This window comes from Vibrio sp. 10N.222.49.A3 (genome assembly GCF_041475145.1).
GTDB classification, from domain to species: Bacteria; Pseudomonadota; Gammaproteobacteria; order Enterobacterales; family Vibrionaceae; genus Vibrio; species Vibrio tasmaniensis_A.
The window spans coordinates 1-16,517 of record NZ_JBFRVM010000062.1; the positions used below are offsets into that span (position 1 = coordinate 1).

The following is a 16,517-nucleotide window of genomic DNA, read 5'->3' on the forward strand; positions in this document are numbered from 1 at the left end:
TTCAAACACTGACAAGTCGCCCCGTGGGTTCGTGGGGCGGATACGTTCCAGAATAGCCAAGAGACAACCACACTACCTAGCAATGGGCTACTATTTTTCTCGTACAAATATGCCCTAATGGACGTTACAGCGTCAGCTATCACTACATTTCCTCACAAACTTAATCTAGCTCTATTCTAATTGCATATAGAATTGCAATCCTATGTCTAATCTACAGTTTCTGCATTTAATGCTATGTTTTAATGCATGATTAGCGCCTGTCTCATATGTATACCTTTTAAGATAGGTTTTATTTTCTATCTCAAAACCTTGATTAACGACTTTTGATATAGTACAAGTCATATATCCTAAGACTTTATGAGATAGAATAATGGCAACGATAGGTTATAAGCGAGTATCAACAACAGACCAAAACACTGACCGTCAGTTAGTAGGTATGGAGTTTGATAAGGTATTTGAAGAGCATTGCAGCGCTTCTACGATAGACCGCCCTGTATGGTCTGAGTGCCTTAATTACCTTAGAGAAGGAGATAAGCTCTATATTCACTCATTAGACCGTGTATGCCGTTCTGGGGCTGGTGACGCTGTTGTTATTGTTGAACAGCTAACGACTAAACAAGTATCAATTGAGTTCATCAAAGAAGGTCTAAGCTTCAACTCTACGATGTCAGCCGCTCAGAAAGGCGTCTTAGGCATTCTTGCTTCAGTGGCACAAATGGAGCGAGAGCTAATCAAAGAGCGCCAGCGTGAAGGTATAGAAGCAGCTAAAGCCAAAGGTAAGAAATTTGGTAGACCTTCAAAGGCTACCTCTGAGCAAGTTAAGGAACTACGCCAGACACTGTCTATTGCTCAAACAGCAAAGCAACTAGGCATATCGCCAGCAACAGTTAACAGGTTACAGAAGTAATGAATTAGACTAATTGTGATTTAGGTCAATTGGTTAGCGATAAAATATAGAGTGTAACTATTGATACTGCCTTGTGTACCCTTCATATTATAGTGATTGAATATTATCAGGATATATTTATGAGCACTTCAGTACCTAAAGTCTTTCTATCATACTCCCATGACAATGCTGAGCATAAACAGTGGGTTCTCGACCTTGCTACTAGGTTAGTTAATGGTGGTATCGATGCTCGAATTGATGCGTGGAGTTTAGGGGCTGGTGATGACTTACCCCATTTCATGGAAACTCAACTAGCGGAGGTAGACCGAGTTATAATGGTCTGTACAAGCAATTACGTAAATAAAGCCAACAAAGGTACAGGTGGTGTAGGTTATGAGAAGATGATTGTGACGTCTTCGCTGATGTCTAGAATTGATGACAACAAGATAATCCCTATCATCCGTCAACAAGGGACTAACGATGTACCCACATTTTTGAAGTCGAAGCTCTATATTGATTTCTCTAATGATAAAGAATTTGAAGCTGTTATAGATGACCTTATGAGAGCAGTGCATGGCTCACCTTTATATAAAAAGCCTGAATTAGGTTCTAACCCCTATCAAACCGCAGAATCGAAGCCAGCTGAAAGTAAACTGATAAACAGACTGAACTATTAAAGGCGATGGTTGAAAGATACGAGCTTGGTACTAGCAACTTCTACTTTCAAGACTTACACAACATGCTTAACTGTTCTAGGATGTTCGCAGAGGGACATGTGGAAAATCTACTAGAGAAGAATCTTATCAATTCGTCGATACAGCGTAGCCCAATTAGTGGCAGTGTTACTGTGTACAGCCTAACGAGTAATGCTAAAAAAATGGCAATGAAATTCGGTTGGGTTACAGAGTAACGCCTTCCCCCTTTTACACTTCTTAGTTAAGCCCCATAACACATACACCTTGGGGCTTTGGTTTATATACATGTGGTAAATATGAGTATTGGCATTCTTTAATTAACACATATGTTAAGCTAATCACTCACTGTTATGAAGGCTCTATTATGAAACGTTGCCTATGGGTTGAAGGTGCTAAACCTGACTATCTTGAGTACCACGATAAAGAGTGGGGAGAACCTGTCTATGACGATAAGGTGTTCTTCGAGTTCTTAGTACTTGAATCAGCACAAGCAGGCTTGAGCTGGTACACAATTCTTAAACGTAGACAGGGCTATAGAAATGCCTTTGCAGAGTTTGACCCTATCAAGGTATCTCAGTTTGATGAGAGCAAGGTAGAAGAGTTGATGCAAGATGTTGGTATCATTTGTAACAGAGCAAAGATAATAGCTGCTATTAACAACGCCCAACGCTTCCTAGAGATACAGAAAGAGTTCGATAGCTTTAATAATTACGTATGGGAGTTTGTTGGTGGGAAGCCATTGATTAATACCTATACTGAAGGTGAGATGCCTCCTGCTACAACTAAAGAATCAGATGCTTTAGCGAAAGACCTCAAGAAGAGAGGCTTTAAATTCCTTGGTACAACAACGATTTACGCTTTCATGCAAGCTTGTGGGTTAGTTAATGACCATAGCGAAGATTGCTTCAAGAGATGATTTATTGTAAATACACCTAGAAAGTACATATACATTAACGCATAACAGATTGTTTCCCCAACAAACTTAAAGCCTCTCTTCTTCAAAAACTTACTCATCGCTTTGGATTGCTCGGTAGAAGCTGGAACTTGAGTCATCTCAATCCAGTGGTTTTCGATCACCTTGTTATCGACAAATTGCCATAAGGCGTTTGAAAGAGAACCAAACTCTTTCTGCAGTTCAAGCGTTGCTCGAGCGTTGTTATACACAGAGGCAATCTTGCCTTTATGCTTAACCACATCAAAGTTCTCTATGACGTGTGGCACATTGTCTTCATTCAATTCGGCTAACTTGTTTAGATCGTAATTATCAAAGGCAGCACGATAGCCTTCGCGCTTTTTAAGGATCGTAATCCAACTCAGGCCCGCCTGAGCGCCTTCTAAAGTAATGAACTCAAACAAAACTTGGTCATCATAAACAGGCACGCCCCACTCTGCGTCGTGGTACTCCCTTTCCAGTTCGTGCTTCAGTGCCCATGCACACGTTCTACCTTCAGTGTTTGTTTCCATGTTATTGCTACCTATTTTAAATCACTCAGAAATGATAATGCCCCTAAACAGGGGCATTAATTCAAAGACTCACTCGTCTTACGAGACTTCAATTTTATGGAATAGACGATACAGCACAGGTACCACGATTAGCGTCAGTACGGTGGCGAAGCCCAAACCAAAAATGATGGTTACCGCCATTGGCTTGAAGAAGATATCCGGTAACAATGGAATCATACCGAGAATCGTTGTGATAGCCGCCATACATACAGGACGTACACGACTCAATGCCGCATCAACAACCGCTATATATGGGTCTTTACCTGACTTCATCTCAATCTCAATTTGATCAAGCAGTACGATACCGTTCTTCAGAAGCATTCCAGACAAACTCAAGAAGCCCAGAAGCGCCATAAAACCGAACGGTGTATTCAAGGCTAGCAAGCCTGTCGTTACTCCTATCAAGGCGAGTGGTACCGTTAACCAAACAATCAGAGGCTCTTTCACCGAATTAAACAAGAAAACCGTGATTAAGAACATGAACAAGTAGCCTAACGGCATAGTTGTGAACAGTGACGCTTGAGCGTCAGCTGATGACTCGTATTCACCACCCCATTCCAATGAGTAACCCGGAGGCATCTCAATTGCTTCTATTTGTGGCTGTAAGCGTTTTTGTAAAGTTGACGCTGTCTCTTCACCCAGTAGGTCAGGATCCGCCATTACCGTCAGCATACGCTTACGGTTCTTACGGATGATCAGTGGGTCTTCCCATTCCAATTCGTAGCCTAGTGTTACTTGTTGTAGTGGGATGTATTCACTTAATGCTGGGCTCCAAATCTTCATGCCTTCGATGTTACGTATATCGACACGTTCATCTTCAGGTAAACGAGCCACAATAGGCATCAGCGTCGTCCCATCACGGTACACACCGATCGATTTACCAGAGAAAGACATCGCTAGGAAATCATCCACATCAGATTTGGTAATACCATAACGACGCGCTTGGCTTTCGTTGAACTGAGGTTCCAGTACCTTAGTTCTTTCACGCCAATCGTGACGAACGTTAAACGATCCATTGTCAGCACGCATGATGTCCATAACTTGAGCTGCGATTGAACGTAAAACCGTTGGATCAGAACCCACAATTCGCGCTTCAATTTTCGCACCGCCACCAGGACCTAATTCGATCTGCTTAAGTTTGTAATTAATTTCAGGGAACTGGCCGTTTACATGCTCACGAAAGCGCAACATCAAACCTTCAAGTACTTCATAACTCTTCACACGAACCGTTATCTCACCGTATGCGCTATAACTTTTCTCTGGCGCATAAGTCAGCATGAAACGTTGCAGACCTTTACCCGCCGTTGTCGTGATATGTTCAACTTCGTCCTGCTCTGCTAACCAACTTTCCAGTACTTTCAGTTTGGTGTTGGTCGCTCGAATATCCGTACCTTCCGGCATCCAGACATCAACTTGGAACATCGGCGTGGTTGAAGATGGGAAAAAGGCTTGTTTTACGAAACCAAAGCCGTAAACACTCGCACCCAAACCAATAATCAGAACGAACATCGTGAGCCACGCACGCTTCATACAGAACTCAAGGAAGTTTTTATAGATAACAAAAACCATCCCGTTGTATGGGTCTTTACCTTCACTATCTGGATCGACTTTCTGGCCTTTGAAGAACATATCGGCAAAGAATGGCGTGAGTGAGATGGCCGTAAACCAACTCAGCATCAAGGAGATAAGTAGAACCGTGAACAAGGTGCCACAATATTCGCCCGTTGAGTCTTCAGACAAACCGATTGGGGCAAAAGCGGTGACCGCAATAACCGTTGCACCAAGCAGTGGCCATTTGGTTTGGGTCACAATATCTGTAGCGGCCTGCATTCGGGTTCGCCCCTTCTGCGTGCCGATCAATATCCCTTCCACCACCACAATGGCATTATCCACCAGCATCCCCAGCGCGATAACCAACGCGCCCAATGAAATACGTTGAAGATCGATTTTGAAGTACTGCATGAAAATGAAGGTACCGAAAACGGTCAATAGCAGTATCAAACCAATCAACAAACCCGATCGTAATCCCATGAAGAACAGCAACACTACGATTACGATCGCAACCGCTTGTCCTAAACTCACTACAAATCCACTAACTGACTTATCGACTTCTTTGGGTTGGTTATAAACCTCAGATATGTCAATACCTACGGGCTGTTGGTATTTCAGCTCGGCGAGCCTTCGGTCAAAGGCTTCGCCCACTGCGACCACGTTCACGCCTTGTGCAAAAGAAACACCAAGGTTAAGTGCGAGCTTCCCGTTATAGCCAATGATGTTAGTAGGCACTTCAACATAACCACGAGTTACATTCGCCACATCTTTTAGATAGATAAGCCCTTGAGCGCCACCTTCCGTAAGAATCAAATCACCGAGCTGTTCAACATTCTGGAACTCCCCTGTTGGATGGATTCGAATGTACTCGTCACCAATCCTTACAGCACCTGCACTTGAAACAATATTTTGAGTGGATAAAAGGTTAAATACAGTATTTGGAGACAAACCCAGAGAGCTGATCCGTTTCATCGATATCTCAATGAACACTTGCTCTTGCTGTTGGCCGGATACCGAGACTTTACTGACCCCATCAACAAGTTCTAGCTCTCGCCTTAGGTAATCAATGTAATCAAGTAACTCTTTGTAACTGTAACCGTCCCCCGTTACGGCAAGCAAAATACCGTAAACATCACCAAAATCGTCTATGACTTGAGGGTCATTTACCCCGGGTGGCAGTTGACCTTTCAAATCATTCACTTTACGTCGAAGTTCATCCCAAATTTGTGGAAGATCATCAGGGCCGTAATTATTTTTCATCGTTACCGTAACCTGAGACAGGCCACGACTAGAGATAGAGTTAACTTCATCAACATAGGTAAGCTGTTGAATCGCTTTCTCTAATGGGTAAGTCACTTCCTCTTCCACTTGCTGAGGCGCCGCTCCCGGATAAGAGGTCACTACCATGGCATCTTTGATGGTAAAGGCAGGATCTTCTAAACGGCCCAAACCAAAGAATGCAGACACACCACCAATAAGAAAGATCAGTGATAGCATCCAGCTAATGACCTTATTTCGTATAAAATAAGCCGCCACTCCAGTGATTTGGTCATCACCCTGTTGATCGTCACTTTGGGGCTTGCTATTGACTTCACTCATTGTTCGTCTCCTGAGACAATACTTCCACTGTCATCCCATCTCGCAATCGCGATACGCCTGCAACAACGACATGCTGCCCCATTTCTAATCCTTTGATTATCTGCAATGTTTTCTGATTCGCTTTGCCTAATACGACTTGCTGCTTAGATACTGTATTGTCGTCATTAAGAATCCACACGTAAGAGTTTTGACGAGTTAACTCATCCCCATCGGCATTAAACACAGCCTCAATAGGAATAAGTACGCCTGCTTTTAATTTCAACCCGATATCACGCCCATTTGACGTGACCTCAACGGCCATACCGTCAAGAATCAAATCATCTTCTGGCATAGGCAAAGCAAGCGTGACGGTAAATGTACCTGTGTTTGGATCGGGTTCAGTCGTAAACTCTTTTATCCCCGCACTGTATTCATTCCCACTTGGAACTCTAACTACTGCCTCAATATTCGAGATAGTCGCTTCATTTGGTTGATTTACATAGATTTGGTCAGGCAATTGGATAACAACTTCAACATCCTCAACACTGTGAATATTCACAATCTGTTGGCCAACCTGAATATTTTCGTATTGGTCAACACTGACACGAGAGATAATTCCATCAACCGGTGCGCGAAGCTTAGTAAATGACAAACGCAGTTTTGCCAATTCTAACTCGGCATAAGCGATTTGACGCTGAGCGGCAATCTCATCGAATTGAGACTTAGCCAATAACCCCTTTTTGACCAACGGACTTGAACGTCTGTATTGGCTGTTAATCACTGTGTATCGAGCTTGAGCGTTATCAACGTCCAACTGATAATCTGTTGGATCTAACTCGGCAAGAACATCACCCTTTTTAACTTGTTCACCTTCTTTGACATCAAGTTTAAAAATCTCACCAGCGACACGGAAACTTAGGTGCGCTTTCTCAGCAGCATTAGCCACTGCTGGAAAATAGAGTTTATCGTTAAAGTCTAAGACGGAGACTTCAATGGCTTTAACAAGAGGAAGCTTTTCGACTTCAGTGACACCTTTGTCTTTACAGGCTGTCAACAACGCCAAACATGATAGGCCGATGGCTTTTGATACTGTCTTCATGTTAGAGCCCCCTTTCCTTGATCCACTCACGAACTTTGACGCCAGTTTCTAATCCATTAACGCCCGAGGTCACAACGCGATCTCCGTCGTTAAGACCCGAAATAATATGACGTTTTTCATCAATGACTATCGCAACTTCTTCGACGATACCATCGTTGTTAACGCGCCATACTGAGACATCATCTCCATTGGTCATCATTGCTGAGGTTGGAATTTTTGTCGCCGCTGCTTGTGAAGAAACAAGGTTTACCGTGCCAGACATACCCGGCAGGATGCCGATATCAGTCGGTCTCTCCATTACCATGGTGACCTTGTATGAACCGGTTTTAGGATCGGCTTCGGTATCGACTTCTTGAAAGGTGAGGACATAAGAATGTTCAGGGAAGGCATCGAATACCATAGTTGCGTCTGTCTCAAACCCTGCAGAAAAGCGTGCAATTAATTGATCAGGCAATAAGAAGACAACTTTGAGGATCTGATTCGTTTGGATATTCATTACACCTTGCTTAGCCGCGATGTATTCGTGGTTTTCAGCAGGAATAATAGAAATAGTACCCTCATAAGGCGCAACAAGTGTGGTGTAGCGAAGATTAGCTTTTGCTTGATTTAAAACCGCTCTCGCAGAGTTATGATTTGCTTTCGCTTGGTCAAAATCTTGCTCAGAAACCACTCTATCCTTACGTAGCTTGATGGAACGTTGGTATTGCACATCGGCAAGTTTGAAGTTAGCTCTTGCCTGCCTTTCTAGCAACTGATACTCATCAGGATTAAGCGTTGCCAATGCATCACCTTTGGAGACCTGTTGCCCCGCAGTGACGTCAATCGTTTTTAGTAAACCGGGGACTCGAAATGCCAATACGGCTTTATCGCCCGCTTCAGTAGTCGCAGGAAAATTTCGTTCGAAGGCATTGTTACCGACCGAGACGGTGAAGAGTTTGGCTGGTCGTGATTCGGGTTCTGGAACCGGAGGGAGCTCCTTACCACACCCAGACAACCCGGATAAGGTCACCAATAGGACTAGGGAGGCTTTGTACATTGCGATCATCCATATCTATAAATATTTTATTAACATAGATTAATCACATGTAACTTACCAGTTATCGTAAGATTTATTTAGACAAAATTATTAAAAAAAATAACGGCTTGGGATAAACTTTCCTAAACCGTTATCTAATCTTTTTGAGGCTTGACCACTACATGTTCTTAAATGCACGGTCGACTTTAAAAGTGTCCGAAGTCACATAAGCTTCCATATTGCGTACACTGGTCTCTAACGTCTGAAAATCACCCTCTAAAGTGCCCAACAAAGACTCTGCTGTTTGCCCTTTTTCCCAGGGTTTTTGCTTGAGTGTGTGCTCTTGTTTGGCTTTCATCTGATCGACATATTGAGGTGGTTGTTTTTCCAGCATAAATGTCAAAGCTAAATACGCTAATAACACCAAAAAGCTACCACCTAGCAGTGCGGCTGAGATCACTAAGATACGAACCAACCAAACTTCAAGGCCAAAATAGTTCGCTAATCCGGCACACACGCCAGACAATTTACCGTTAATCGGATCGCGATACAGTTCTCTACTCATAGTTTCGTCTCCAATTAGGTGACTCCGCATCCAGTATTTTTTCTAACGTTTTCACTCGGTCTTGCATCGACTCAGCTTGCTCAGAAAGCTTATGCAGACGCTGAAGATCCGTTTCTGAAAGACCATTGCTGGATTTCTTCTTGCTGCGGTAGTGTAAGAATAACCATAGCGGTGCCACGAAGATCAAAAAGACAATCAGTGGACCTGCAATTAGAAATGTTGACATAGACAACTCCTAAAATTATTTATCGCGGTTTTCAACTTGTTGCTTCAGTTTCGCCAGCTCTTTTTCAATCTCGTCTTGAGCTTGTAGCTCTGCAAACTCTTGGTCTAAAGATTTTGCGTTACCGGTTTTTGCGTAAACGTCAGCTTCAGCTTCTAATTCATCCACTTTACGTGAGAATTGCTCAAACTTCGCCATTGCTTCGTTGGTTTTGCTTGAATGCAGATGTTTTTGAACATCGCGACGATTGCTTGCTGCATTATTACGAATCATTAGTGCTTGCTGTTTTGCACGAGTTTCTGCAATTTTAGTTTCAAGCTTACCGATCTCACTGGTTAGTTTTTCGATGGTTTCATGAACCAAGGTTTGCTCGGTATGAAGACTCTTGATGATATCTTCAAGTTTTTGCTTTTCGATTAGTGCCGCTCTAGCCAGATCTTCACGTTGTTTAGTCAGGGCTAATGTCGCTTTATTCTGCCAATCTAGAATCTGAGTTTCGATAGCTTCAACTTTACGTGCTAGCTCTTTCTTGTCTGCAATGGCTTTTGCTGAGTTAGTACGAACCTCAACCAGCGTGTCTTCCATTTCTTGAATAATGAGGCGAATCATCTTTTCAGGATCTTCAGCCTTATCTAATAGTGCACTGATGTTTGAATTTACAATGTCTGCAAAGCGAGAAAAAATACCCATAAGAAACTCCTTAATTGCAATAATGGCAAATAGGTTTTAAATCGTTTTCGATTTCTCAATCCACTTGCTCAAAAATCTACGTCTGTTGTTAAACCTACCATAAGTAATCCAAGTAGCGTGCCAACTTTTAAGCCATTGTTTATCAAATACTTACAATAAAATGTTGATTAACCCGAACCATGCTATGATGAATTTAGCCAAGTGTTGGTATTTTTCACCACTACAACTTTGTGATTAATGCTATTTACATCAAGTGATGTAAATAAAGCTCTCTATATCATGCCCATTGGAAATCAGACCATACAAGGACCCATTTATGCAGCAGAATCTCATTGGTGAATCCCCTAGTTTTCTCTCTGTTTTGGATAAAGTGTCTCAACTCGCACCAATCGAAAGACCGATTCTGATCATCGGGGAGCGTGGTACAGGTAAAGAGTTAATCGCTCAAAGGCTGCATTACCTTTCAAGGCGCTGGGACCAGCCATTGATCTCACTGAACTGCTCAACCCTTAGCGAAGGGTTGATTGATTCAGAGTTGTTTGGTCATGAATCAGGTTCTTTTACCGGTTCAAAAGGTCGTCATCAAGGTCGTTTTGAAAGGGCTGAAGGTGGAACTCTGTTCTTAGATGAACTAGCGACCACCCCCCTTGCCGTTCAAGAGAAGCTATTGCGTGTTATTGAATACGGGCAATATGAGCGTGTTGGCGGACAAAAGGCGCTAAGTGCCAATGTAAGACTGGTGTGTGCGACCAATGCTGACTTACCAGACATGGCGTTAAAAGGCGAATTCAGACCCGATTTATTAGATAGACTGGCGTTTGATGTCATTACTATCCCACCTCTTCGCGAACGAAAAGAAGACATCACGCTGCTAGCAGAATACTACGCCATTAAGATGTGTCGAGAGTTAGAATTGGAGCTGTTTGTCGGTTTTGCTCCATCTGCTGTTGAGGCACTATTGGATTATTCTTGGCCGGGAAATGTGAGAGAACTCAAAAACGTCGTTGAACGAGCTATCTACCAGCACGGTAAAGATCCATATCCTATTGAATCTTTGGTGTTTAACCCCTTCAAACCAACATGGAAAATAGATCAAGATTCCACGCACGAAACTGGCAATGATCTGTCCAACAGCCATACTCCATTAGAGCACTCATTTTCTTTGCCGCTTGATTATAAAGCATGGCAAGAGCAGCAAGACATTAAATTACTCAATCAAGCTCTAAAACAGAGCAAGTACAACCAGAAGCAAGCAGCAGAATTACTTGGGTTAACCTACAACCAATTACGTGGAATGGTGAGGAAGTACGCGATTGTAGGACAAGCGAACGATAAATAGCTGTCCACACTTGATTATTATTTGGAGCCGAATAAATAAAATGTTAAATTGTCGGGATCTTGAGGCTCCTCTAACGCCTCGTTTCGAAAAGTATTTCTTTTTATGAAAGCACTAATAAGACTATCACTTAGCATCTGCACGCTTGGCTTTTTAGCTGGATGTGGTGAAAGTGTCACTCACGAGCAAATCCGTGAAAAAGGCTTCATTTATTGCGGCCAAGGTAATCCTAGTACCTTCAATCCACAATTGGTTGATAGTGGCATTACCTCAGAATCGCTGAGCCCTCAAATTTTCGATACCCTGCTCACTCTTGATCCTATGACTTACCGACCAAAACAGAACTTGGCAACAAGCTGGTCTGTCGATAAATCAGGTACAGAGTACACTTTCAAGCTGCGCCCAAATGTTGCGTTTCAAACCACAGATTGGTTTACCCCAACCCGCAGCATGAATGCACAGGATGTGGTCTTTAGTTTTGAACGTATCATTGATAGTTCAAACCCATTTCATTATGTGGGTGGCGGTTTATATCCATGGTTCGCTGGCATCGACTTTCAAAACCTGATTGTTGAAATCACAGCGGTGGATGACCTAACGGTGAAGTTCCAGTTAAGTCGCCCAGATAATTCATTTCTTAACAATATCGCCACCAGCTATGCGGTCATTCACTCCAAAGAGTATGCCAACAAGCTGATTACCACAGATGAAAAAAATGAAATAGACTCCAAGCCCGTAGGCACAGGCCCTTTCTACTTGGATGAATATCAAATTAATGATCTTGTACGCTTGAAAAAGAACAAGCATTACTGGAAGGGTGAAGTACAAATGGACCAAGTTGTATTTGATACTTCACAACGCGGGACAGGCACACTTGCCAAGCTTCTCCGCAGTGAGTGTGACGTGTTGAACTCACCAATTTCTAGCCAGATCCCTATTATTCAAGCTCATGAAGAGTTGAAGATTTCTGCCACACCTGCCGTAAATGTCTCTTTCATCGCGCTAAACACAGAACACCCTGCATTGCGTGACTCACGAGTACGTAAAGCATTGAACTTGGCTATTAACCGTCAGAACATTCTTGATTCTGTGTACTACGGTACAGGTACAAAAGCCTACACGTTACTTCCCCCTACTTCTTGGGCTTATCAAAAAGACAGCGTTCAAGTTCGCTATGATCGAAACTATGCGATCGCACTTCTTAGAGAGGCCGGTGTAGAACCAGGGTTAGAGCTTTCAATGTGGGTGCCACTAGAGCCACGCGCATACAATCCAAGTCCAAGAAAAACGGCAGAACTGATCCAAGCAAACTTGGCTGATATTGGTATTGAATTGAAACTCTATACCGACGACCGATTTGACCGAACACAGCTGTCTTCAATTTCCTCAACAGATTTGTTACTCACAGGTTGGATTGGCAGTACGGGCGACCCAGACAACTTCTTGCGTCCACTTCTCTCATGTAGTTCGGAACGCGCGGGATTAAACGTCTCTATGTGGTGCAACTCAGACTTTGATTTCCTTCTCGACTTGGCATTAGAGATTAATCAACAAAGGCATCGCGTGAACTTGTATCGACAAGCCCAAAACATTCTTAATGAAGAAGTTCCTGTGATACCTCTCGCTCATGGCGTGCAATTCCGTGTGCACGATCGTTCGCTAACAGGTTTTAAACGCAGTCCTTTTAATGCTCAACCTTTTGATCAAGTCAGAAGGGAGGTGAACTGATGTTTTGGTATACATTAAGACGTGTAAACTTATTCATTATTACACTTGGAATTCTGACTTTAGTGGGCTTTGCTCTACTTCGATTAGACCAAACCTCACCTTGGGCAATTCAAGATTTTTGGCCCGGCTGGCTTAGCTACGTCACCGAATTATCGACGCTGAATTTCGGCCTGAGCAAACACGGTGTTCCTATCATCGAAGAGCTTGTCGTGGTATTCCCTGCGACGTTAGAATTGTGCTTCTTTGCTTTTTTACTCGCACTGTTTATCGGCATCCCTTTCGGCACAATAGCCGGTATGAGACAAGGAAAATTTGTTGATACCACCATATCGTTTACTTCAATGGCAGGCTACTCAGCACCTATTTTTTGGGTCGCATTGCTAATGATCATGGTGTTTTCACTGCACTTCGAGATGTTCCCTGTTGGGGGGCGATACGATCTACTTTACGAAATTGAACACGTGACTGGCTTTGCAATGATTGATGCCTTCTTTGCCGAAGGTAACTATCGAGCACACGCCCTACAGAGCGTAATAGACCATATGGCGTTACCTTGTCTTGTTTTGGCGCTCGCTCCAACAACCCAGGTTATCCGACTAATGAGAGCGTCAGTGGCTGAAGTGATGGCTCAAAACTACATCCGTGCCGCACGAATCAAAGGTCTTTCAACAAGAGAGATCGTCACTCAACACGTATTAAGAAATGCAATACCACCGATTATTCCTAAGGTCGGCGTTCAACTCTCCAGTATGTTAACGCTCGCTATCATCACCGAGTCTATCTTTAACTGGCCGGGTATTGGCCGCTGGTTGCTGGATGCATTATCCAATCAAGATTACGTTTCAATTCAAGCTGGTGTAATTGTGGTAGCAACCTTGGTTTTGACCGCGAATATACTGTCCGATCTACTGGGCGCGATGGTCAATCCTCTGGTAAGGAAGGAATGGTATGCTAACAAATAACGTCTACCAAGAAGAACAGATTCCAACCCAATTCGAGCGTTTCTGGCGCAGCTTCCGTGGCAATAATCTCGCAATGTTTGGACTATGGTGTTTGGTCTTGATCATTTTGATCACCATCACTTCACCATGGCTAGCACCACATGATGCTCAAGAGCAGACGGGGCACCTACTAACACCTCCTTCTTGGGATCCGGCTGGAACAGTTGAGTATTTTCTAGGCACTGATGATTTAGGGCGAGATATTCTATCCCGTCTGATTATTGGCTCTCAGCTGACATTTGGTGCCGCAGTAGTGATTACCTTTATCGCAGCAGTCATCGGTTGTCTGATTGGCGTACTTGCAGGTATGACTCGTGGGTTGCTATCAAGCACGCTAAACCACTTGCTTGACACGGTAATGTCTATTCCGTCGTTGCTACTTGCGATTATCTTCGTGGCATTTCTTGGCTTTGGCGAGTTTAATATCTTGCTAGCCTTATGTTTGGCATTGATTCCACGCTTTATTCGTTCGGTATACATTGCCGTGCATGCAGAAGTAGAAAAAGACTATATTTTGGCTTCTCGCCTTGATGGTGCGAATGACTTCTACCTGTTATGGAATTCAATCCTTCCTAATATTCTTACTGTAGTGGCACTTGAAATTACACTGGCATTGTCAGTCGCCATTCTTGATATCACGGCCTTGGGTTTCTTAGGGCTTGGCGCTCAAGCACCCAGTACCGAATGGGGCTCAATTTTGGGTGATTCTGTAGAGCTGATTTACCTTGCGCCATGGACAGTAACTCTACCCGGCTTAGCCATTATGTTTACAGTGATCGTGATTAACCTTGTCGGTGAAGGTGTTCGCCAAGCGCTAAATGCAGGAATCGAATAATGCCGTTACTTGATATTCGACATCTAACCATCGAGATTGAGACCCCTCAAGGGATGGTTAAAGCAGTAGATCGAATGAGTATTACCCTCAATGAGGGAGAAATTCGTGGCTTAGTAGGTGAATCAGGTTCTGGTAAGAGCTTGGTTGCAAAAGCGATCGTTGGTGTTTGCAAAGAAAACTGGAAAGTGTCTGCCGACCGAATGCGCCTTGGCAATATCGACCTGCTACAACTAACGCCCAAAGAACGACGCCGTGTGATCGCTCGCGATATCGCGATGATCTTCCAAGAACCATCGACATGTCTTGACCCTTCCGAAAAAGTGGGACGCCAGCTAATAGAGGCGATTCCTTCGCGTTCATTTGAAGGTCGATGGTGGCAACGGTTTAAGTGGCGAAAAAAGCAAGCAATAGCATTACTGCATAAAGTGGGGATCAAAAATCACTCTAACCTAATGGACAGTTATTCTTATGAGTTGACCGATGGTGAGTGTCAAAAAGTCATGATCGCCATGGCGATCGCTGCCAAGCCAAAAGTGCTAATTGCCGATGAGCCAACCAACGATTTAGACCCGATTACGCAGTCTCAAATATTGCGCTTATTGAGCCGAATGAATCAACTTCATAACACGACAATTCTCCTCATTGGGCACGATTTAACGACTATCACTCAATGGGCGACACGAATAACCGTGATGTACTGCGGTCAGTCCGTTGAGTCTGCAGATACGACAAAACTGTTGGATGTACCAAAGCATCCTTACACCGTTGCACTGCTAAAAGCGATGCCCGATTTTAACGACTGGATTCCCCATAAAGAAAAACTGCAATCTTTACCAGGGTCAATTCCGCCGCTGCAGCACCTTCCGATTGGTTGTCGACTTGGACCACGTTGTCCATACGCGCAAAGACAGTGTGTCGAGATCCCGCATACTAAACGTATAAAGACCCACAAATTTAACTGTCATTTCCCTCTGAATATGGAGAAGAAAAAGAAATCATGAGTGCATTATTAGAGGTCAGTGATTTATCTAAAGACTTTACGACTCGCTCTGGTCTTTTCCGCAAAAAGATTCATCAGGCAGTGAAGCCAGTCAGCTTTTCCCTTGAAGCGGGACAGACTATTGGTTTTATCGGTCAGAATGGGTCGGGGAAATCGACATTAGCAAGAATGCTAGCGGGTATGGTGGAACCAACAGCAGGTGAGATCCGAGTGAACGGTGAAAAGCTAGAGCACAAAGACTACTCAACTCGCTGCAAACTGATTCGAATGATCTTCCAAGATCCGAACACCTCGCTAAACCCACGCATCCAGATTGGTCGAATCCTTGAAGGACCATTGAAGCGAAATACCAACATGCCACCAGAAGCCCGCATGCGCCGCGTAAAGGACACATTATTACGTGTTGGGCTTCTACCAGAACATGCTTACTTCTATCCTCAGATGCTTGCTGCAGGCCAGAAGCAGAGGGTTTGTTTGGCTCGCGCTTTGATACTTCAGCCTTCCATCATTGTTGCTGATGAAGCGTTGAATGGTTTGGATATGGCGATGCGTTCGCAAATCATCAATCTGTTCCTAGAACTTCAAGAAGAGATGGGCGTATCGTTCGTTTATGTTTCTCAACACATCGGCATTGTTAAACACATCACAGATAAGATCATCGTCATGCACGAAGGCAATGTGGTTGAAAGTGGCGAAACACATGAAGTACTGACTAACCCAACTCACCAAATCACACAAAGGTTAGTTGAGAGCCACTTCTATAAAGCACCAAGCCATTAATCGGTGATCGCGCTATATTCCGCAAAGGGGAA

At 43.6% G+C, this 16,517-nt stretch carries 16 protein-coding genes; 9 read left to right on the forward strand and 7 right to left on the reverse strand.

Translation table 11 applies throughout. The annotated features are described in order from the left end of the window. Positions 1-370: 370 nt before the first annotated feature. The 3 genes from AB4589_RS12380 (at position 371) to AB4589_RS12390 (ending at position 2,497) form a co-directional block, all read left to right on the forward strand. Positions 371-907 carry a recombinase family protein gene (locus AB4589_RS12380; RefSeq protein WP_372100665.1) on the forward strand — a complete coding sequence of 179 codons (537 nt, stop codon included), beginning with the start codon at positions 371-373 and terminating at the stop codon, positions 905-907. Positions 908-1,026: 119 nt separating this feature from the next. Then, positions 1,027-1,563 (forward strand): toll/interleukin-1 receptor domain-containing protein, encoded by a 537-nt coding sequence (locus AB4589_RS12385; protein WP_372100667.1) that lies wholly within the window; start codon positions 1,027-1,029, stop codon positions 1,561-1,563. A 382-nt stretch (positions 1,564-1,945) separates the two neighbouring features. Beyond that, positions 1,946-2,497: a DNA-3-methyladenine glycosylase I gene (locus AB4589_RS12390; RefSeq protein WP_372100669.1), complete on the forward strand. Its 552-nt coding sequence runs from the start codon at positions 1,946-1,948 to the stop codon at positions 2,495-2,497. Here AB4589_RS12390 and AB4589_RS12395 read toward each other — a convergent pair. The 7 genes from AB4589_RS12395 to pspA all read right to left on the reverse strand — a co-directional run bounded on the left by AB4589_RS12395 (position 2,434) and on the right by pspA (position 9,805). Further along, positions 2,434-3,045, reverse strand: coding sequence for a DNA-3-methyladenine glycosylase I (locus tag AB4589_RS12395; protein WP_372100670.1), 612 nt, complete (start codon positions 3,043-3,045; stop codon positions 2,434-2,436). The genes AB4589_RS12390 and AB4589_RS12395 overlap by 64 nt on opposite strands. Before the next feature lie 78 nt (positions 3,046-3,123). Beyond that, the gene (locus AB4589_RS12400) at positions 3,124-6,234 is read right to left on the reverse strand and encodes an efflux RND transporter permease subunit (protein ID WP_372100672.1); all 3,111 of its coding nucleotides are present in this window, start codon (positions 6,232-6,234) and stop codon (positions 3,124-3,126) included. Further along, positions 6,227-7,312 (reverse strand): efflux RND transporter periplasmic adaptor subunit, encoded by a 1,086-nt coding sequence (locus AB4589_RS12405; protein WP_372100674.1) that lies wholly within the window; start codon positions 7,310-7,312, stop codon positions 6,227-6,229. The genes AB4589_RS12400 and AB4589_RS12405 overlap by 8 nt, the downstream gene beginning before the upstream one ends. Before the next feature lies 1 nt (position 7,313). After that, positions 7,314-8,348 (reverse strand): efflux RND transporter periplasmic adaptor subunit, encoded by a 1,035-nt coding sequence (locus AB4589_RS12410; protein WP_372100676.1) that lies wholly within the window; start codon positions 8,346-8,348, stop codon positions 7,314-7,316. Between the two features lie 157 nt (positions 8,349-8,505). Beyond that, complete coding sequence (gene pspC / locus AB4589_RS12415) at positions 8,506-8,892, reverse strand: envelope stress response membrane protein PspC (protein ID WP_032499058.1); 387 nt, start codon at positions 8,890-8,892, stop codon at positions 8,506-8,508. Continuing rightward, positions 8,885-9,118, reverse strand: coding sequence for an envelope stress response membrane protein PspB (gene pspB, locus AB4589_RS12420; protein ID WP_009848775.1), 234 nt, complete (start codon positions 9,116-9,118; stop codon positions 8,885-8,887). Before pspB ends, pspC begins: the two co-directional genes overlap by 8 nt. 15 nt (positions 9,119-9,133) lie before the next feature. Further along, positions 9,134-9,805 carry a phage shock protein PspA gene (pspA, locus tag AB4589_RS12425; RefSeq protein ID WP_010440091.1) on the reverse strand — a complete coding sequence of 224 codons (672 nt, stop codon included), beginning with the start codon at positions 9,803-9,805 and terminating at the stop codon, positions 9,134-9,136. A 316-nt stretch (positions 9,806-10,121) separates the two neighbouring features. Between pspA and pspF the strand changes: the two genes are divergently transcribed. The 6 genes from pspF to AB4589_RS12455 all read left to right on the forward strand — a co-directional run bounded on the left by pspF (position 10,122) and on the right by AB4589_RS12455 (position 16,485). Then, entirely contained in the window at positions 10,122-11,144 is a 1,023-nt protein-coding gene (gene pspF / locus AB4589_RS12430; RefSeq protein ID WP_304564505.1) for a phage shock protein operon transcriptional activator, read from the forward strand. Between the two features lie 102 nt (positions 11,145-11,246). Continuing rightward, on the forward strand, positions 11,247-12,869 hold the full coding sequence (gene sapA / locus AB4589_RS12435) for an ABC transporter substrate-binding protein SapA (RefSeq protein WP_371700905.1): 1,623 nt from the start codon (positions 11,247-11,249) through the stop codon (positions 12,867-12,869). Continuing rightward, positions 12,869-13,831, forward strand: a complete 963-nt coding sequence (locus AB4589_RS12440; protein WP_009848779.1) for an ABC transporter permease subunit — start codon at positions 12,869-12,871, stop codon at positions 13,829-13,831. Before sapA ends, AB4589_RS12440 begins: the two co-directional genes overlap by 1 nt. Continuing rightward, positions 13,818-14,705, forward strand: a complete 888-nt coding sequence (sapC, locus tag AB4589_RS12445; RefSeq protein ID WP_009848780.1) for a putrescine export ABC transporter permease SapC — start codon at positions 13,818-13,820, stop codon at positions 14,703-14,705. Before AB4589_RS12440 ends, sapC begins: the two co-directional genes overlap by 14 nt. Next, positions 14,705-15,706, forward strand: coding sequence for an oligopeptide/dipeptide ABC transporter ATP-binding protein (locus AB4589_RS12450; protein WP_371709141.1), 1,002 nt, complete (start codon positions 14,705-14,707; stop codon positions 15,704-15,706). The genes sapC and AB4589_RS12450 overlap by 1 nt, the downstream gene beginning before the upstream one ends. Next, positions 15,703-16,485, forward strand: coding sequence for an ATP-binding cassette domain-containing protein (locus AB4589_RS12455; protein WP_009848782.1), 783 nt, complete (start codon positions 15,703-15,705; stop codon positions 16,483-16,485). The genes AB4589_RS12450 and AB4589_RS12455 overlap by 4 nt, the downstream gene beginning before the upstream one ends. The last annotated feature ends 32 nt before the right edge of the window (positions 16,486-16,517 follow it).